The organism is Frederiksenia canicola (assembly GCF_011455495.1).
Taxonomy (GTDB): domain Bacteria; phylum Pseudomonadota; class Gammaproteobacteria; order Enterobacterales; family Pasteurellaceae; genus Frederiksenia; species Frederiksenia canicola.
This window is the reverse complement of record NZ_CP015029.1, coordinates 1731681-1751330: the sequence shown is the minus strand read 5'-3', so window position 1 is coordinate 1751330 and position 19650 is coordinate 1731681. Positions and strand designations below refer to the sequence as shown.

Annotated in this window: 17 protein-coding genes and 1 tRNA gene; 13 read left to right on the top strand and 5 right to left on the bottom strand. The window is 43.9% G+C overall.

Translation table 11 applies throughout. The annotated features are described in order from the left end of the window. The first annotated feature begins 139 nt into the window (after positions 1-139). Both cydD and cydC read left to right on the top strand, forming a co-directional pair. The gene (gene cydD / locus A4G17_RS08495; RefSeq protein WP_123956014.1) at positions 140-1882 is read left to right on the top strand and encodes a heme ABC transporter permease/ATP-binding protein CydD; all 1743 of its coding nucleotides are present in this window, start codon (positions 140-142) and stop codon (positions 1880-1882) included. Next, entirely contained in the window at positions 1882-3549 is a 1668-nt protein-coding gene (gene cydC / locus A4G17_RS08490) for a heme ABC transporter ATP-binding protein/permease CydC (RefSeq protein ID WP_123956015.1), read from the top strand. The genes cydD and cydC overlap by 1 nt, the downstream gene beginning before the upstream one ends. Before the next feature lie 31 nt (positions 3550-3580). Here cydC and A4G17_RS08485 read toward each other — a convergent pair whose 3' ends face one another. Both A4G17_RS08485 and A4G17_RS08480 read right to left on the bottom strand, forming a co-directional pair. Beyond that, positions 3581-4009, bottom strand: coding sequence for a PNPOx family protein (locus A4G17_RS08485; protein WP_123956016.1), 429 nt, complete (start codon positions 4007-4009; stop codon positions 3581-3583). Further along, positions 4002-4574: a UbiX family flavin prenyltransferase gene (locus tag A4G17_RS08480; protein ID WP_123956017.1), complete on the bottom strand. Its 573-nt coding sequence runs from the start codon at positions 4572-4574 to the stop codon at positions 4002-4004. The genes A4G17_RS08485 and A4G17_RS08480 overlap by 8 nt, the downstream gene beginning before the upstream one ends. A 121-nt stretch (positions 4575-4695) precedes the next feature. On the opposite strand from A4G17_RS08480, the gene ttcA reads away from it, so the two are divergent. Together ttcA and xthA are read left to right on the top strand one after the other, a co-directional pair. Then, positions 4696-5646 (top strand): tRNA 2-thiocytidine(32) synthetase TtcA, encoded by a 951-nt coding sequence (gene ttcA / locus A4G17_RS08475; protein ID WP_123956018.1) that lies wholly within the window; start codon positions 4696-4698, stop codon positions 5644-5646. Positions 5647-5770: 124 nt separating this feature from the next. Then, positions 5771-6574, top strand: coding sequence for an exodeoxyribonuclease III (gene xthA, locus A4G17_RS08470; RefSeq protein ID WP_123956019.1), 804 nt, complete (start codon positions 5771-5773; stop codon positions 6572-6574). Between the two features lie 63 nt (positions 6575-6637). Here the strand turns inward: xthA and A4G17_RS08465 are convergent, their stop codons facing one another. Together A4G17_RS08465 and glnS are read right to left on the bottom strand one after the other, a co-directional pair. Then, positions 6638-6898: a GlsB/YeaQ/YmgE family stress response membrane protein gene (locus tag A4G17_RS08465; protein WP_123956020.1), complete on the bottom strand. Its 261-nt coding sequence runs from the start codon at positions 6896-6898 to the stop codon at positions 6638-6640. Positions 6899-6968: 70 nt separating this feature from the next. Next, positions 6969-8645 (bottom strand): glutamine--tRNA ligase, encoded by a 1677-nt coding sequence (gene glnS, locus A4G17_RS08460; protein ID WP_123956021.1) that lies wholly within the window; start codon positions 8643-8645, stop codon positions 6969-6971. Positions 8646-8892: 247 nt separating this feature from the next. On the opposite strand from glnS, the gene glpX reads away from it, so the two are divergent. The 9 genes from glpX (at position 8893) to ppx (ending at position 19178) form a co-directional block, all read left to right on the top strand. After that, entirely contained in the window at positions 8893-9912 is a 1020-nt protein-coding gene (gene glpX, locus A4G17_RS08455) for a class II fructose-bisphosphatase (RefSeq protein ID WP_123956022.1), read from the top strand. A gap of 96 nt (positions 9913-10008) precedes the next feature. Continuing rightward, positions 10009-10085: transfer RNA gene (locus A4G17_RS08450), tRNA-Met, on the top strand. Positions 10086-10469: 384 nt separating this feature from the next. After that, entirely contained in the window at positions 10470-10931 is a 462-nt protein-coding gene (gene rimP, locus A4G17_RS08445) for a ribosome maturation factor RimP (protein WP_123956023.1), read from the top strand. A gap of 9 nt (positions 10932-10940) precedes the next feature. After that, a complete protein-coding gene (gene nusA / locus A4G17_RS08440) occupies positions 10941-12452 on the top strand; it encodes a transcription termination factor NusA (RefSeq protein WP_123956024.1) in 1512 nt (503 codons plus the stop codon). 17 nt (positions 12453-12469) lie between these two features. Then, on the top strand, positions 12470-15010 hold the full coding sequence (gene infB, locus A4G17_RS08435) for a translation initiation factor IF-2 (RefSeq protein WP_123956025.1): 2541 nt from the start codon (positions 12470-12472) through the stop codon (positions 15008-15010). A 200-nt stretch (positions 15011-15210) separates the two neighbouring features. Next, positions 15211-15603: a 30S ribosome-binding factor RbfA gene (gene rbfA, locus A4G17_RS08430; protein WP_123956026.1), complete on the top strand. Its 393-nt coding sequence runs from the start codon at positions 15211-15213 to the stop codon at positions 15601-15603. After that, the gene (gene truB, locus A4G17_RS08425; protein WP_123956027.1) at positions 15603-16532 is read left to right on the top strand and encodes a tRNA pseudouridine(55) synthase TruB; all 930 of its coding nucleotides are present in this window, start codon (positions 15603-15605) and stop codon (positions 16530-16532) included. The genes rbfA and truB overlap by 1 nt, the downstream gene beginning before the upstream one ends. Positions 16533-16543: 11 nt before the next feature. Continuing rightward, positions 16544-17623 carry a lytic murein transglycosylase gene (locus tag A4G17_RS08420; protein WP_123956028.1) on the top strand — a complete coding sequence of 360 codons (1080 nt, stop codon included), beginning with the start codon at positions 16544-16546 and terminating at the stop codon, positions 17621-17623. Between the two features lie 49 nt (positions 17624-17672). After that, positions 17673-19178 (top strand): exopolyphosphatase, encoded by a 1506-nt coding sequence (gene ppx / locus A4G17_RS08415; protein WP_123956029.1) that lies wholly within the window; start codon positions 17673-17675, stop codon positions 19176-19178. Between the two features lie 25 nt (positions 19179-19203). Here ppx and yfbV read toward each other — a convergent pair whose 3' ends face one another. Then, on the bottom strand, positions 19204-19638 hold the full coding sequence (yfbV, locus tag A4G17_RS08410) for a terminus macrodomain insulation protein YfbV (protein ID WP_123956030.1): 435 nt from the start codon (positions 19636-19638) through the stop codon (positions 19204-19206). Positions 19639-19650: the final 12 nt, after the last annotated feature.

Here is a 19650-nt window from a genome sequence, read left to right as displayed (position 1 = left end):
TTTGGGAAGGAGAGAGATGATTTGCAAAAAATAGCTCGGAACTGACCGCTTGTTCCGCCTACCTACGCCCTGTTCCACAAGGAGAAAAGGGGATCGTGTAGCGAATTTATTAATTTTTTAAGGAATATAAAACTACCTTATGGACAAACAACGTCAAAAACACCTGCAAAAATGGCTTCGGCAACAGCAGAAAACCGTTAAAAAATGGCTTTATCTCAATGTGTTACTTGGTTCTGCCGGGGCATTGTTGATTGTGGCACAAATGGGATTGCTGGCATCGATGCTGCATAAGATGATTGCAGAAAAGCAATCTCCCACCACGTTTTTACCACAACTGGCGTTGTTGCTTGGCTGTTTTTTGGGGCGGGCTGTGATTTTATGGTTGCGTGAACGGGCAGGTTTTCAAGCGGGCAAAACCTTGCGGCTGCATCTACGCCAGCAAATTATGGACAAACTCGCCACCGTTGGTCCAATGACAATTCAACAACGTCCTGCAGGTAGTTGGGCGACGTTGATGTTGGAACAAGTTGAAAATATTCATAATTTCTACGCCCGTTATTTGCCGCAGCAATTTTTATCGTTGATTGTTCCACTGGTTATTCTCTGTTTTGTGTTTCCATTGAACTGGGCGGCAGGGCTGATTTTGTTTTTAACTTTGCCACTGTTGCCAATTTTTATGGCGTTAGCGGGTTTTAAAGCAGCGGATGCGAACCAACGCAATATTGGCGTGCTGTCTCGCTTGAGCGGACAATTTTTGGATAGCTTAAAAGGTTTGGAAACTATCCGTTTATTTGGCCAGGCGGAAACCCAAACAGAGCAGATTTATCAACGCACCGAAGAATTTCGTATCAGCACAATGGACGTGCTGAAAATGGCCTTTTTATCTTCAGCCGTATTGGAGTTTTTCACTGCAATTTCAATTGCGGTAATGGCGGTCTATTTCGGTTTTAGTTATTTGGGTGAACTGAATTTCGGTAGCTACGACACGGCAGTGACGATGTTTGTCGGCTTTTTCTGCTTGATGCTTGCTCCTGAATTTTATCAGCCCCTGCGGGAGCTGGGCGTTTATTATCACGACAAAGCCGCAGCGATTGGGGCAGCAGATAATATCGAAACCTTTTTGAATGAAGATATTCTCACTCAAACCGAAGGGCAAAAAAATGTGCCAAATCAACCGCTTGTTATTCAAGCAAAGGAATGTGTGATCCTTTCCCCACAAGGCAAACCGCTGACCCAGCCGCTGAGTTTTGACATTTCCGCTCACCAACATATTGCATTGGTCGGGCAGAGCGGGGCGGGAAAAACCTCGTTGATGAATATGTTGCTCGGTTTTCTGGCGTATCAAGGTTCGGTCAAAATCAATGGCGTAGAATTGCGAGAAATGAATATGGCGGACTGGCGTGGCAAGTTGGCGTGGGTGGGGCAAAATCCACAGTTAATGAAAGGCACATTGCGAGAAAATATATTACTTGGCAACGCTAAGGCAACGGAGCCAGAAATCGAAATGGCGTTGCAACGCTCAAAAGCGGATGAATTTGTACATCGTTTGGGGTTAGATAGCGAAGTACACGACAGTAATCTCGGTATTTCAGGCGGGCAAGCTCAACGCATTGCTATTACACGAGCGTTGTTGAGACCTTACCAATTGCTACTGCTTGATGAACCGACCGCCAGTTTAGATTTGCAGTCGGAGCAGCAAGTGTTGCAAGCTTTGCATAATCTCAACAGAGAGCAAGCTACCTTGATGATCACCCACCGTATTGAGGACTTAAAACAGTGTGATGAAATTTGGGTGATGAAACAAGGGCAAATTATCCAACAGGGCAACTTTGAAACTCTTGAAAATCAAGGATTTTTTGCAGAATTATTAGGAAATTCGTAATGCGTTCACTTTTCCCTTTTCTTTCTTTATATCGCCATCATTTATGGCAACTGGTGCTTGGCATTATTTTGGCGATCACTAGCCTTGCGGCAAGTATCGGGCTGTTGAGTTTATCGGGCTGGTTTTTGGCCGCTTCGGCGTTGGTTGGTTCAAGTTTACTGTTTAACTTTTTCTACCCATCTTCTGGGGTTCGTGGGTTGGCGATTGGGCGGACAGTCTCTCGCTATTTTGAACGTCTTGTTACTCACGATGGCACCTTTAAGGTGTTGGCAATTCTTCGAGTTGCTGTCTTCCGTAAACTCATTCCACTCAGCCCAGCGGGGTTAAGTCGCTATCGTAATAGTGAGCTGCTAAACCGCTTGGTAGCGGATGTCGACACTCTTGATACGCTCTATCTCAATCTGATTTCCCCTTTTGTCAGTGCGGTGATGGTGATTGTATTTATGGCGATTGGCTTGTCATTTGTCTCACCTTTATTGGCGTTAGTGATCTGCGGCAGTTTAACGGCGTTATTGCTGATTTTTCCGTTTGTTTTCTACAAATTAGGGCAAAAACTTGGCAAAACGGCGATTGTTTCACGAGCCACTTATCGCAGCCAGTTTATTGAGTGGGTTCAACTGAATGCCGAATTTTTACTGTTTGGTGTGCAGCAACAAACTAAGGAAAAATTGCAACATACCGAAAAACAATGGTTGCATGCCCAAAGCAGAGAAAGTCAGTTGGCGGGCTGGTCAAATGCGTTGCTGATCGCCTTTAATGGCATTTTAGTTACGGCGGTTATTTACCTTTCTGCAACGGCAATTAACGTGCCAACTGCCGATGAACCCGCTGCGTTGATTGCGTTGGTGGTGTTCTGCGTATTGGCATCGCTGGAAATTCTCAGCCCCATCGGCATTGCCTTTTTGCATTTAGGGCAGGTGATTGCGGCGGCGGAGCGTTTGAACGAAATCACCGAACAGCAGCCATTGGTTGCTTTTAATGGCACTGCACAATGGCAAAAAATCGAAAAAAATCAACCGATTGTTCATTTTAAACAAGTGAGTTTTCGCTATCCAAATCGCCTAGAAAAGACATTGAATGAGCTCTCCTTTGAGATTTTGGCCGGGCAGAAAGTGGCTATCTTAGGCAAAACGGGTAGCGGTAAATCGACCATTTTCCAACTGCTTGTGCGAAATTACGATGCGACAAGCGGTCAGATTTCGCTAAACTTTTGCAATATTGCCGATTACCCCGAATCAACGCTACGTGAGCGGATTGTGACGCTTAGCCAACGAGTGCATATTTTTAGCTCAACTTTAAAAGACAACTTAAAAATGGGGAACCCACAGGCGAGTGATGATGAGCTGTTTTCAGTACTCAACCAAGTTGGCTTGAGCCATTTAACTGAACAAGAAGGCTTAAATTTATGGCTAGGCGAAGGTGGAAGGCCACTATCGGGTGGTGAACAGCGTCGTTTAGGCTTGGCTCGTTTGTTACTAAGTCCAGCGGAAATTGTATTGCTTGATGAGCCAACAGAAGGGCTTGACCGTGAGACAGAACAACAAATTCTACAATTGATTTTCCAGCACTGTGAAAATCGCACCCTATTGATGATCACTCACCGTATGAGCGGTTTAGAGAAGTTTGATCAAGTATATCGGATAGATGGCGGTCGAATCATGAAGTAAGACCAAGTAAGACGCCAAATTTGGCGTCTTTTTACGTGGCTTGCCACTCGGTTTTCTGTGCGAACGCCAAGCGGTTTTCGGTATGTTTGATGCGGGTGAAGCGGATTTCCCACACATCACTTGGAATCAGCTTCGCAATCGGGTGGCGAGCAGTGTAGAGCAGACGGGCTTGTTCCGCTTTGCTGTCCGTTAAACGTTGAGCGATGGCAGTAAATTGAATGCCTTCGATGTTCTGAATATTATCAGGCTGAGCGGCTATCGTGCCTGCAATATGTGGATTTGCCAGCATCATTTTGCCGTGCTGGGTGCTTTGTTTGGTGAGAACGATCAAGCGGTCGTGTTTGGAGTCAAAAACATAAAAACAGCTCGCAGCCCAAATTTCCTCTTGGTGTGAGCAAGCGAGACTGACAACATGATTTTGTTGAATAAACTCGATCAGTTTACTTGGGATGTTATTCATCGCCCTTCCCTTGCCAACGCGGCATTTCAATCGCTAAATCAAATTGATCTAAGGCTCGGCTGACGCTGTGGGTCACGATTTCATCGACTGTTTTCGGCTGATGATATAATGCAGGCACGGGCGGGAAAATAATACCGCCCATTTCGGTGACTTTTCGCATATTATCCAAATGGGTCAAATGTAACGGCGTTTCTCGCACCATCAACACCAGTTTTCTACGTTCTTTCAATACCACATCTGCCGCACGAGTGAGCAAATTATCGCTGAAGCCGTGAGCGACAGATGCCAAGGTTCGCATCGAACAAGGGGCAATCAGCATACCCATCGTTTTAAACGAACCGCTGGCGATACTTGCGGCCACATTGTGAATGGGGTGAATCACATTGGCGAGATCGAGCAAGGCTTCGGCTGGAATATCCGTTTCATATTGACGGGTCAGATCTGCTCCTTTTGACAACACGAGATGCGTTTCCACATCCAGTTGTTTCAATAATTCCAATGCCTTAAAGCCATATTGAAAGCCACTTGCTCCACTAATGCCGATGATAATTCGTTTGGTTGTCATAATGTTCCTGATTTGCAAAAAATGATGAGGATCTGACCGCTTGTTAGGGTGTTTTTACTTGAAAAAAACACCAAAACCGTTACTATGTTCAGCTTTTTGAACCTCAGAAAATTTCGACATTATGACTCAAGACGCTTTGCAAGACACGCAAAAAGAGAAAAAACTTGTCTATAATTTGAATAAACTGCAAAAACGCTTACGCCGCAACGTTGGCAATGCGATTGCGGATTTCAATATGATTGAAGATGGCGATAAAGTGATGGTCTGTTTATCGGGCGGTAAAGACAGCTACACTTTGCTTGATATTTTGCTCAATCTAAAACTCAGTGCCCCAATCCATTTCGACATTGTGGCGGTCAATCTTGACCAAAAACAGCCAGGTTTTCCTGAACATGTTTTGCCCGCTTATTTAGACAGCATCGGCGTGGAATATAAAATTGTCGAAGAAAATACCTACGGTATTGTTAAAGAAAAAATCCCTGAAGGCAAAACCACGTGTTCGCTCTGTTCCCGCCTGCGTCGTGGGATTTTATACCGCACCGCAACGGAACTTGGTGCCACCAAAATTGCTCTCGGACACCACCGTGATGATATGCTCGAAACGCTATTCTTGAATATGTTCTACGGTGGCAAAATGAAAAGTATGCCACCCAAATTGATTAGTGACGACGGTAAACAGATCGTGATTCGTCCGTTGGCGTACTGCAAAGAGAAGGACATTGAAAAATATTCAATTGCGAAAAATTTCCCAATTATCCCGTGCAATCTGTGCGGCTCGCAGCCAAATTTACAACGCCAAGTGGTGAAAGAGATGTTGCAAACTTGGGATCGCCAATACCCTGGACGCATTGAAACGATGTTCAGTGCTCTGCAAAATATCGTACCATCACATTTATGTGATCCAAGTCTGTTTGATTTTAAAGGTATTCAACGTGGCATGATGATTGACGGTGTTGAAGGCGACATTGCCTTCGACAAAGCCGAAATCCCAAGCGTACCTGTGGTGCAAGATGACGATGAGCAAAGCGATTATACGGAAAGCGGTGTGATTCAGATTAAAGCGGTTGAGTAGAGTCTAAGGCTTACACCGCGAGTAAAATAAGGTGGGGCTTGAGCCACTGATAGTTATGAAGAAACCGTTTTTTCATAAATTCTAAAAAATGGTGTGGGTCAAGCCCCACCTATAAGGACAAAAAATGAAATTCATCTCTTTTAATATCAACGGGTTGCGTGCAAGACCGCACCAGTTAGAAGCGTTGATTGATAAGCATCAGCCCGATGTGATTGGGTTACAGGAAATCAAAGTAGCCGATGAAGATTTCCCTTACGATTTAGTTAATCACTTGGGTTATCACGTTTTTCATCATGGGCAAAAAGGGCATTATGGCGTGGCGTTACTGACCAAAAAGGAACCGATTGCCGTTCGCAAAGGTTTTCCAACGGATGATGCAAACGCCCAGAAGCGAATGATCATGGCAGATTTAGAAACACCATTTGGTAAATTAACAGTGCTCAACGGCTATTTCCCGCAAGGCGAAAACCGCAGCCACGAAACCAAATTCCCTGCCAAACAGAAGTTTTATGCTGATCTGCAACGTTATCTCGAAACGGAACTCAGCCCTGAAAATCCCATTGTGATTATGGGGGATATGAATATCAGTCCGACCGATCTTGACATTGGCATTGGTGAAGCAAACCGCAAACGCTGGTTGCGGGACGGTAAATGCTCGTTCTTACCTGAAGAGCGTGAGTGGCTTGGCAAATTGCACCGTTTCGGTTTAGTTGATACCTTCCGAGCAATGAACCCTGCCGCAGATGATAAGTTCTCGTGGTTCGACTACCGTTCAAAGGGCTTCGACGATAACCGAGGGCTTCGAATCGACTTGGTGCTTGCTTCGAATCCATTAGCGGAACGCTGCGTGGAAACAGGCATCGACCTTGAAATTCGAGCGATGGAAAAACCCTCTGATCATGCCCCCGTTTGGACCGTATTCAAATAGCGAGTTACTAATAAAAAAACCACCTAATCTAATGAAAAGGTGGCTTTTTGTTATTGATGAACATTAACTTCTTAGTTTAAAGAAACGGAGTAAGAAAATCAGTAAACTTGCACCAAGTACACCAAATAGCAGTCCTTCGATCGTGAAACTACCAGCAGAATGTGCTGAACCGATATTTAAAATATCACCAAATACCCAGCGACCTAATGAAGAGCCAATGATACCAATGATGATATTCATCAATAAACCCATTTCGCTTTTCATTACTTTTTCGGCAATCCAACCAATGATTGCACCTACGATAATAGCGGATAACCATCCCATAGTTTGTTTGCTCCTTATGCTAAAGTTTGGTTAAAACTTTGTTAAATAAGTTAGAGTAAGCTAAATTAGCTTAAAAAGCAACACTTTCTTTTAAACTTACCGTTAAGTTAAACACTAAGTTATCTGCGGAGCCGTCTTTGCTGTCTAGGCAGTAGTAGCCTTCACGTTCAAATTGGTAGCCTTGTTCTGCTTTAGCGTTAGCGAGACTCGGCTCAACGAAGCCGTGTTTCACCACTAATGAATTCGGGTTGAGCACGCTGTTGATGTCGTCTTCCGTTCCTGGATTTGCCACGGTAAACAGGCGGTCGTAAATACGGAATTCTGCAGGTTTGTTATTGGTTGCAGATACCCAGTGGATCACGCCTTTTACTTTACGGCCATCGGCAGGATTTTTGCCTAATGTTTCAGGATCGTAAGTGCAAAAAATCGTGGTGATCTTACCGCTTGCATCTTTCTCGACACGTTCCGCTTTAATCACATAGGCGTTACGCAAACGCACTTCTTTGCCTAACACTAAGCGTTTGTATTGCTTATTCGCTTCTTCACGGAAGTCGGCTTCATCAATGTAGAGCTCACGGGTAAATGGCAATTCACGCACGCCGAGTTCTTCACGATTTGGGTGGTTTGGTGCAGTCAAAATTTCTTCGCCTTCGAAGTTTTCAATCACCACTTTCACGGGGTTGATCACAGCCATCGCTCGTGGGGCGTTGGTGTTGAGATCATCTCGAATACAGGCTTCTAACGCACTGTATTCGACTACGTTATCCTGTTTGGTTACACCGATACGACGAGCGAATTCACGTAGAGAAGCAGGAGTATACCCACGACGGCGTAAGCCTGAAATGGTTGGCATACGAGGGTCGTTCCAGCCATCCACGATGTTATCTTCCACTAATTTCAATAATTTACGTTTAGAGGTTAATGTGCCTTCCAGATTTAAACGAGAAAATTCATATTGATGTGGCAATGGACGCTCAATCGAAATGTTATCTAACACCCAGTCGTATAAACGGCGGTTGTCTTGGAATTCTAAAGTACAGAGAGAGTGAGTGATCCGCTCGATCGCATCGGAAATACAGTGGGTGAAATCATACATTGGGTAAATGCACCATTTGTCACCTGTTTGATGGTGGCTCGCGAATTTAATCCGATAAAGCACGGGGTCACGCATCACCATAAATGGCGATGCCATATCGATTTTGGCACGCAAACTCGCTTTACCTTCGGCAAACTCCCCGTTTTTCATTTTCTCAAATAACGCTAGGTTTTCTTCGATAGAGCGGTCACGATAAGGGCTATTCTTACCTGGCTCAGTTAAAGTACCACGATATTCACGCATTTCATCAGGTGATAATTCACAGACATAAGCTAACCCCTTTTTGATTAGCTCAATCGCATAGCCGTGAAGTTGATCGAAATAGTCAGAGGCATAACGCACCTCGCCATTCCATTTAAAGCCTAACCATTCCACGTCTTGTTTGATCGACTCGACATACTCCACATCCTCTTTTACTGGGTTGGTGTCGTCAAAACGCAGGTTACATAAGCCTTTATAGTCTTCAGCAATTCCAAAATTTAAACAAATGGATTTGGCGTGACCGATATGTAAATAACCATTTGGCTCGGGAGGAAAACGGGTATGGACGCTACTATGTTTGCCTGAGGCTAAATCTTCATCAATGATGTGGGTAATAAAATTAGCACGTACATCAGCGTGTTCGTTGTTAATCAATTCTTCGTTGCTCATTACATCTCTCACTTTTTGCTAGGGAATAGCGTTGCATTATACACGCTATTGAATATGCCTTAAAGAGCCATCTTGGCAAGGCAAAAGAACAACAACAAGCGGTCAGTTCCGCAGAACATTTTGCAAAATTTTGCCGTGATCTGACCGCTTGCTGTGATTTTGTCATCTCTGACAGATGGAAATATGGTATCCTAATGTCCGCAAAATTAATCCATTCTTTTAAAGCATTTCTCTTAAGGAGCTAAAGATGAAACGATCACTTTCTATTGAATTTTCTCGTGTTACGGAAGCTGCCGCATTGGCAGCGTTTGCGTGGTTGGGGCGTGGTAATAAAAATGCCGCAGACGAAGCCGCAGTAAAAGCGATGCGCATTATTTTGAATCAAATGGAAATTCAAGGAGAAGTCGTCATTGGTGAAGGTGAGATAGATCAAGCACCAATGCTTTATATTGGGGAAAAAGTGGGCTTGTGGCAGGCAGATAATGAAATTGTTAGTGTTGCCGTTGATCCTATTGATGGTACTCGCATGACAGCAATGGGGCAAGCGAATGCCCTTTCCGTGTTAGCCGCAGGTGGCAGAGAGACTTTCTTACAAGTCCCTGACATGTATATGGAAAAATTAGTCGTTGGTCAGGACGTAAGAGGAATGATTGATCTCAATTTACCTCTCGAACAAAACTTGCGTCGGGTTGCGTCTAAAAAAGGAAAACTGCTTTCTCAACTGACCGTGGCCGTTCTTGATAAACCACGCCATAGCAGCGTCATTGCAGAAATGCAGCAACTTGGTGTAAGGGTGATGGCCATTCCTGATGGCGATGTGGCTGCCGCAGTACAGTGCTGTTTGCCAGAAAGTCAGCTAGATTTACTCTATGGCATTGGCGGAGCTCCAGAAGGCGTGATTACTGCAGCCGCTGTTCGAGCGTTAGGTGGTGATATGCAAGCACGGCTCTTGCCACGCAATCAAGTGAAAGGCAACACGTTAGAGAATTTTGCTTTTGCAGAAAAAGAAATTAGCCGTTGTGAAGCCTTGAATGTACCGATTAATGATGTGTTGAAATTAGACGATCTGGTTAGAGACGATAACTTGGTTTTCTCTGCAACGGGAATTACATCTGGCGATTTATTAAACGGCATTCAACGTAAAGGTAATTTAGCAACAACCGAAACCTTATTGATTCGAGGCCGTTCTCGAACGATTCGGAAAATCCAATCATCACATTATTTAGATCGTAAAGACACTGATTTGCATCGTTTGATTGAAGCGTAGCAATTATTTTTCTGTTTAAAAAAAGATCGTTTGGAGTATTTGAGTAAAAAAACACTTGCAATCTTTTTTTTACACACTATAATGCACCATATCAGACGCGGGGTGGAGCAGCTTGGTAGCTCGTCGGGCTCATAACCCGAAGGTCGTTGGTTCAAATCCGGCCCCCGCAACCAGTTTTTAAGGCTCATTGTTAAGGATTAACAATGAGTTTTGTTTTATTTGAGATTTTGAGATGTGATTTGCAAAATTTTCAATAAAACAAACCGCTTGAAAGCCCCACACTGAGTGTTTTGGGGCTTTTTTGTGGCTAGACAGTCAGCTTTGTAGTTTGAAGGGGCTTTTAAAAGCTCCTTTTTTATATCTGTAAAATTTTTCCTACGAAAATTTGTTAGGCTGAATGCGGATATGTAGGGGTGAACCAGTGTGTTCACCCACAGAAAATTTGTAAAATTCTCGCTAAATGTGACCGCTTGTTTTGAGCCGACATATCGCTTTGCCCCTATGGGAAAATGCAAAATGGTCAGTGTGGTGGGATTGGATTGATTGAGGAGTGACTTTTGGCAACCTTAGAACAAAAATTACAAGATCTTGTGCTGGATTCCATTGAAGCAATGGGGTTTGAGTTAGTCGGGATTGAATGTCAGCGTGCGGGTCGTTTTTTAACGGTGCGTTTATATATTGACAAAGAAGGCGGTGTAACTATTGATGATTGCAGTGATGTGAGCCGTCAGGTGAGTGCGATTTTTGATGTGGAAGATCCGATTACGGATAAATATAACTTGGAAGTGTCATCACCAGGTTTAGATCGCCCACTGTTTACACTCGAACATTTCCAACGTTTTGTTGAGCATGATGTGGTGATTCACTTACGCATTCCGATGCTCGATCGCCGTAAATGGCAAGGCAAATTAGTGGCAGTAGAAGGCGATTTAATCACCTTAAATGTGGAAGGCAGCCCACAAACTTTTGCCTTCGGTAATATTCAAAAAGCGAATTTAGTTCCCGTATTTAATTTCTAGGACATACCAATGAGTAAAGAGATTTTATTAGCCGCTGAAGCGGTTTCAAATGAAAAATTATTACCAAAAGATGCGATTTTTGAAGCGTTAGAAACCGCATTAGCGATTTCAACCAAGAAAAAAGCCGCCGCTGATCGTGACGATGCTCGCTCAACGGGAATCGACATTGACGTGCGTGTATCAATCAATCGCAAAACAGGTGAATTTACCACTTTCCGTCGTTGGTTAGTGGTGGAAGAGGTACGTAGTCAAACCAAAGAAATCAGCTTGGAAGCAGCACAATTTGAAGATCCAAACATTCAATTAGGCGACTTTATTGAAGATGAAATTGAATCGATCGCCTTTGATCGCATCACGATGCAAACCGCTCGCCAAGTGATTAGTACCAAAATTCGTGAAGCGGAACGTAATAAAGTGATCGACCAATTCCGTTCACAACTCGGTTCAATCATTACCGCAACGGTGAAAAAAGTCAGCCGTGATCAAATCATTTTAGATTTAGGCAACCAAGCCGAAGCGGTGATTGTGCGTGAAGATATGTTACCTCGCGAAAATTTCCGTCCAGGCGACCGCTTGCGTGGCGTGCTTTACCAAATTAAACCAGAATCGAAAGGTCCACAACTGTTTGTAACTCGTGCCAAACCGATTATGTTGCAAGAGTTATTCAAATTAGAAGTGCCTGAAATTGGTGAAGAAATTATCGAAATCAAAGGGGCAAGCCGTGACCCTGGTTCACGTGCGAAAATTGCCGTGAAAACGCATGATAAACGTATCGATCCAGTTGGTGCTTGCGTAGGGATGCGTGGAGCACGTGTTCAAGCGATCAGCAATGAATTAGGCGGTGAGCGTGTGGATATCGTGCTTTGGGACGACAATCCAGCTCAGTTTGTGATTAACGCCATGGCACCAGCGGATGTTAGTTCAATCGTAGTTGATGAAGACAATCACTCAATGGATATTGCAGTGGAATCAACGGCATTAGCTCAAGCGATTGGTCGTAATGGTCAAAACGTACGTTTAGCAACTCAATTAACTGGCTGGACATTAAACGTAATGACCACCGAAGACTTGGACAAAAAACACCAAGCAGAAGATAACAAAGTAATTGACTTGTTCGTTTCCAGTCTCGAAATTGACGAAGAATTTGCACATATCTTAATTGAAGAAGGCTTTACCAGCCTTGAAGAATTGGCGTATGTACCAGTAAGCGAATTGACAGCAATTGACGGCTTAGAAGACGAAGATCTCGTTGAAGAATTACAAACCCGTGCAAAAAATGTATTAACGGCTCAAGCCCTTGCGGAAGAGGAAGCGTTAAAACAAGCACATATTGAAGATAAATTACTCAACCTAGAAGGTATGGATCGTCATATCGCGTTCAAGTTGGCAGAAAAACAGATCACCACATTAGAAGCCCTTGCAGAGCAAGGTGTGGATGATTTAGCGGATATTGAAGAGCTTTCGGCAGAAAAAGCAGGCGAGTTGATTATGGCGGCACGTCAAATTTGTTGGTTTAGTTAAGACGTGGGAGAAAAAAGATGAGTGATAATGAAATTAAAACAGATGCCCCTAAGAAATTGAGCTTACAACGTCGTACCAAAACGACAGTGAGTAGCACAACTGTTGGCGGCAAAGCGAAAGAAGTCCAAGTAGAAGTTCGTAAAACTCGCAAGGTGGATACCGAAGCTGCGAAGAAAGCAAAAGAAGCGGCACTATTAAAAGCCCAAGCAGAAAAAGAAGCGGCTGAGAAAGCGGCAAAAGAAAAAGCAGAAGCGGAAGCCAAAGCTAAAGCGGCAGAAGAAGCGAAAGCAGAGGAAGCGAAAAAGGCGGTTCATCAACCACCGGTCATGCCAAATAAACAACCAAAAACGCAACCAAAAGCAGAAACGAAGCCAGCGGCTAAAGTCGAAAAAGTTGTGGATGCCGAAAAAGAAGCAAAACGTAAAGAAGAAGAAGCATTACGCCGCAAGCAAGAAGAACTCGCTCGTGAAAAAGCGGAAATGGAGGCAAAACGTGCGGCAGAGAATGCCCGCCGTTTAGCGGAAATTGCGAAAGAAGAAGCGAGTGAATCAAATGATGATTTTGATGATGATCGTTTTACTTCAAGCTATGCTCGCGAAGCGGATCGTGATAATGATCGCCGCAGTGAAAGTCGTGGTCGTGGTAAGGCAACAGGTGTAGCAAAAGCGAAAAAAGGTGATCGTGATGACAAAAATGAACGTCAATCCGATCGTCGTAACCAGAAAGATGTAAAAGGCAAAGGTAAACATGGTAAAAAAGGCAGTGCGTTACAACAAGCCTTTACTAAACCAGCTCAAGTAGCCAAAGCGGACGTCGTTATTGGCGAAACCATTACTGTTGCAGAATTAGCTAACAAAATGGCAGTGAAAGCAACCGAAATCATCAAAACGATGATGAAAATGGGCGAAATGGTTACCATCAACCAAGTAATTGACCAAGATACCGCACAACTTGTCGCAGAAGAAATGGGACATAAGGTGATTCTTCGTAAAGAAAATGAGTTAGAAGAATCGGTAATGGAAGATCGTGATGTCAATGCGGAAAAAGTACAACGTGCACCAGTTGTGACTATTATGGGTCACGTTGACCACGGTAAAACATCCTTACTTGACTACATTCGTAAAGCGAAAGTGGCAGCCGGCGAAGCGGGCGGTATTACTCAGCACATCGGTGCATACCACGTGGAAACGGATGACGGTAAGATGATTACTTTCTTAGATACCCCGGGACACGCCGCCTTTACCTCAATGCGTGCCCGTGGTGCGAAAGCAACTGACATCGTAGTACTTGTTGTTGCGGCTGATGACGGTGTGATGCCACAAACTATCGAAGCAATCCAGCACGCCCGTGCAGCAGGTGCTCCAATTGTGGTTGCCGTGAACAAAATTGATAAACCAGAAGCGAACCCAGATCGTGTAGAACAAGAGTTGTTACAACACGAAGTGATTTCCGAAAAATTCGGTGGTGATGTGCAATTTGTGCCAGTGTCAGCGAAAAAAGGCATGGGTATCGACGATTTATTAGAAGCTATCTTGCTCCAATCGGAAGTACTTGAACTTTCGGCAGTGAAAGAAGGCATGGCAAGCGGTGTGGTAATCGAGTCTTACTTGGATAAAGGTCGTGGCCCAGTGGCAACTATCCTTGTTCAGTCGGGCACACTCAACAAAGGTGACATCGTATTATGCGGTTTTGAATACGGCCGTGTGCGTGCAATGCGTGATGAAAACGGTAAAGAAGTGAATTCGGCAGGCCCGTCAATTCCAGTGGAAGTGCTTGGTCTTTCAGGCGTGCCAGCAGCAGGTGATGAAGCAACCGTTGTGCGTGATGAGAAAAAAGCGCGTGAAGTGGCATTGTATCGTCAAGGCAAATTCCGCGAAGTGAAATTGGCTCGTCAGCAAAAAGCGAAATTGGAAAACATGTTTACCAATATGGCAGAAGGCGATGTAGCAGAATTAAATGTGATCGTGAAAGCAGACGTACAAGGTTCTGTGGAGGCTATTTGCCAATCATTAGCTGAGCTTTCAACCGCAGAAGTGAAAGTGAAAGTCGTCGGCTCTGGCGTGGGCGGTATCACGGAAACCGATGCGACTTTAGCGGCAGCCTCAAATGCGATTGTACTTGGCTTTAACGTACGTGCCGATGCAACTGCTCGCCGTGTAATCGAAAGTGAAAACATCGATTTACGTTACTATTCAATCATTTATGAATTGCTTAACGAAATCAAAGCGGCCATGAGCGGTATGTTACAACCTGAATTCAAGCAAGAAATCATCGGCTTGGCAGAAGTGCGTGATGTCTTCCGTCACCCGAAATTTGGTGCAATCGCAGGTTGTATGGTAACGGAAGGTATTGTTAAACGTAACAATCCAATTCGTGTATTGCGTGATAACGTGGTTATTTTTGAAGGCGAACTCGAATCTCTCCGCCGTTTCAAAGATGACGTTAGCGAAGTGCGTAACGGTATGGAATGTGGTATCGGTGTGAAAAACTACAACGATGTAAAAGTCGGTGACCAAATCGAAGTCTTTGAAGTGGTTGAAGTCAAACGAACTATCTAACATTCAACAAAATAGCGGAAGTTTCCGCCATTTGTTTACAAGCGGTCAGTTTCTAAGGATTTTTTGCAAATGCAATTTGCAAAACTTTTGACGGATCTGACCGCTTGTTATTTCCTACTTTCTTGGTGATAAGGCAGAATTTCTCATAAATCTTTGTTATAATTGACCACTTTATTTGGCGTATAGAATGAGAACCTAAAATGGCAAGAGAATTTAGCCGTGCCGACCGTGTGGCACAAGAGTTACAAAAAGAAATTGCGGTGATTTTACAGCGTGAAGTCAAAGATCCTCGTATTGGCATGGTGACGGTATCTGATGTGGAAATCAGCCGTGATTTAGCTTATGCAAAAGTGTTTGTCACTTTTTTGTTTGATAGCGATCCTGACGCAGTGAAAGCAGGGTTGCAAGGCTTAGAAAAAGCCACACCATACATTCGCTCACTGCTTGGTAAGGCGATGCGATTACGCATTGTGCCAGAGTTGAAATTTATGTATGACCAGTCGTTAGTGGAAGGGATGCGGATGTCGAATTTAGTGACCCAAACCATTCGCAATGATGAGGCCCGCCACGTTGCCGATAGCGAGAACGAATAATGGGCAGACCACGCAAAAAAGGGCGAGATATTGATGGCATTTTTTTGTTAGATAAGCCGCAAGGCATGAGTTCTAACGATATTATGCAAAAAGTCAAACGCCTGTTTAATGCGAACAAAGCGGGGCATACGGGAGCGTTAGATCCGCTGGCGACGGGGATGTTGCCAATTTGCCTTGGTGAGGCGACGAAGTTTTCGCAGTTTTTGCTAGATGCCGACAAACGTTATTTAGTTACGGCAAAATTGGGTGAGCGAACAGATACCTCTGATGCTGACGGGCAAGTGGTGCAAGAGCGTGAAGTGAATGTAGGTACTACCGAGATTCTGACGGCGTTGGACAATTTTCGTGGTGATATTTTGCAAGTCCCTACCATGTTTTCCGCATTGAAACACAACGGTAAACCCTTATATGAATACGCTCGCCAAGGCATTACCGTTGAGCGTGAAGCCCGCCCAATTACCATTTTCGAACTGAAATTCATCGCTTATCAAGCCCCCTTTTTAACCCTTGAAGTGCATTGCTCAAAAGGCACTTACATTCGCACCTTGGTGGATGATTTAGGCGAGCTGCTCGGCTGTGGGGCTCATGTTACCATGCTTAGACGCTTAGCGGTGGCACAATATCCTGTTGAGAGAATGATGACGTTTGCCGATTTGCAAAATTTTGCCGTAAACCGACCGCTTGCAGAACTTGATGAGTTGCTGCTACCAATGGATACGGCCGTGGCAAATTTGCCTGCTTTACCGCTTGATGAACAACAAACTAAAGCGGTTGGTTTTGGGCAGCGGGTAAAATTTGATAATCCTGAAAAATATCACGGGCTAGTCAGACTTTTTTCTAATCAAAAACGCTTTTTAGGGGTAGCAGAAATTGACCCCAATAATGTGATTAGACCGAATCGAATGGTCAATTATTCGAATAATAAATAAGAGTAGAACGCATGAAAAAAATGGCAAAAATATTACCGCTTGTGGTACTGATGTTGGCTAGTTGTGCAGAGAATACTCACTATACGGCTGTACCAATGGATGCGACTTATCAGAAAGAGCGTTCATATCACCATTTTAATGATTATGTCGTTTTCCTGAAAAAGAAAGCGGCTGGGGCAGGTGTTTCCGATAATACGTTGAACGCACATATGGGAATTCAATATGTTGCACGAGCGATTGAACTGGACCAGAAACAAGCTGCTCGCAAACGTGATCCCAATTTACCGCCACCCCCACCGAATCCACATGGTGTTACAAACTATTTAAATAAAGTGCTTACGCAAGCCAAGGTGAATGCTGCGGTGGAACGCTGGTGGGAATATCAACCGCAATTAACTAAAGCCAGCCAGCAATATGGTGTACAGAAAGAGTACATAATGGCGTTATGGGGGATGGAAAGTAGTTTTGGACGTTACCAAGGTAATTTTGATGTCCTGTCAGTTCTTGCGACTCTCGCTTTCGACGGTCGTCGGGAAAAATTGTTCACACAAGAGTTTGTCAATGCAATGAAAATGCTGCAAAACGGTACTTTAACTCGCGGTGAGATGAAAGGATCCTGGGCAGGGGCAATGGGGCAAACGCAATTTATGCCAACGTCCTATCTAAAATATGCAGCAGATGGTGATAACGACGGTAAGAAAGATATTTGGACAAATCAATATGACGCTTTTGCCTCGATTGCGTCTTATCTTTCTACGGTGGGATGGGATGATAAACTGCCTTGGGGCGTGGAAGTCAAACTTTCGCAACCCATCGATTTAGTTTTCTCAGGCATTGACGCCAATAAAGCGAAAAATTTAGCACAATGGCAAGCCTTAGGTGTTTATATTGCTTATCCGAATGGTCGAGAAACAGAGAAATGGCATGCACTACACAATGCAAAACTCTGGCTGGTTCGCCCTGATAAAGAAGCAGGTAGAGCCTTTTTAGTGTCGAATAATTTCCGTACGATTTTAGATTGGAATAAATCCAATAATTTTGCCGTGAGTATTGGTAAATTTGCTGATCGCATTTTGCAAGGCGTGCAATAATTTGCAATATTTTCTCACAAACTGACCGCTTGTAACCGAAGGAGCCACCATGTCATCTGAATTTAACACCCCCCGTGAATTTGCGGCGATCGATTTAGGATCGAACAGCTTTCATATGATTGTGGCTCGTATTGTGAATGGCTCCATTCAAGTACTTTCTCGCTTGAAAAGACGAGTTCGCCTAGCAGAAGGTTTAGATGAAAATAACCTGTTAAGCCAAGAAGCAATTGATCGTGGTATTGCATGTTTAGGTTTATTTGCCAAGCGATTAAAAGGGTTCTCACCTGAAAATGTCAAAGTTGTTGGCACTTACACCTTACGTAGAGCGGTCAATAATGGTGAATTTCTCGCACAAGCAGAAAAAGTGTTCCCATTTCCGATTCAAATTATTACTGGGCAAGAAGAAGCTCGTTTAATTTACGCCGGAGTGAGTCATACTCAGGCTCAAAAAGGGCAAAAATTTGTAGTGGATATTGGCGGCGGCTCCACTGAAATGTCGATTGGCGAAGGATTTACCCCGATTCGTGCAGAAAGCCGCCATATGGGCTGTGTTAGCTTTGCGAAACGCTTTTTCCCGAATGGTGAACTCACCCGTGAACGATTTGATTCCGCTTATCGTACCGCCATGGAAAAGATTGAAGATCTCGGTTGGGAATATCGCAAACTGGGGTGGAAATACGTATTTGGTTCATCAGGCACGATTAAAACCGTCAGCAAGGTGCTAACGGCTAACGGTTATGACGGTGTGATTACCGAAGCACGCTTACAATCTCTCTTAGAAAACTGTTTACAATTTAGCAATTTAAAGCATATTCAGTTAAAAGGTTTACTAGAAGAACGAGCAGATGTGTTGGTGCCGGGAATCGCCATTCTATTAGCGTTATTTCATACTTTTCATATTCAATCTATGCGATATTCTGACGGAGCATTGCGTGAAGGTGTGATGTACGGTTGGGAACAGCGTTTCCAAGTGGGGGATATTCGCCAACGTACGGCAGAAGCTCTTGCCGAACAATATGATATTGATCAACAGCAAGCACAACGAGTGAAGCAAACCGCATTACGTCTGTTTGAACAAGTGCATACGTGGAAAAATAAACGTCAAATCAAAGAGTTGCGTTCATTGTTAATGTGGGCGGCATTATTACATGAAGTGGGCATCAGTATTAACCATAAAGGGGTTCATCGCCATTCTGCGTATATCATTGCCAACAGCGATCTGCCGGGTTTTGACCCTGAACAGCAGCATTTACTCGCCTTGCTGATGAGATTCCATTTAAATGGATTTAAGAAGAGCGAACTACGAGGCACAACCCGTTTCCAACATCGTGATATTCTCACATTGCTACGACTATTTCGTTTGTCGGTGCTGTTAAACCGATCTCGTCAAGCAACGGCACTACCAACATCTCTTTCGCTCACAACCGAATCGACAAATTGGACATTGGCTTTTAACGATACGTTCTTAAGTGAAAATCCACTGATCTTAGACGATCTGAAAGAAGAACAAAAACTGCTGTCACCACTTGGCTTGTCTTTAGTGATTGCTGCGTAAATTTTTCTGAAAATCTGACCACTTGTTAAAGCTCATCAAAATATTGATCGCCCCACGTTTTTTCGGCAAGTTGCAATAAATTTGCAAAATCTTGATAGGAAGGCACCGCTTGATCGGCGATATTATGCTGTTCGCTAATCAATTTTTGGCGGAGAGTTTCATACCATTCTAATAATGAAAGCGGAAGCGGTGATTTTGCCCGTCTACCTAGCCAATAAAGTCCTTGAAATGGAATGCTAAGTGCAAATAATGCGGTGAGTGTCGAATTCGCCGTGATCGCTTGTTCTGGATCGGAAAAGAAGTATTGCCAAATAACAGCAAAACAAGCAAAAGCAGGCATTACTTTTGCGGAAAACTTGACTAAACGTATTAAGCGATAATCAGGCAAAAACAGATTAAGTTTTTTCTGATTAGGGAAGGTATTGAGATAGTGTTGTCCCGCTTGCAGCGTGTTGTACATCGTTTTTCCTAC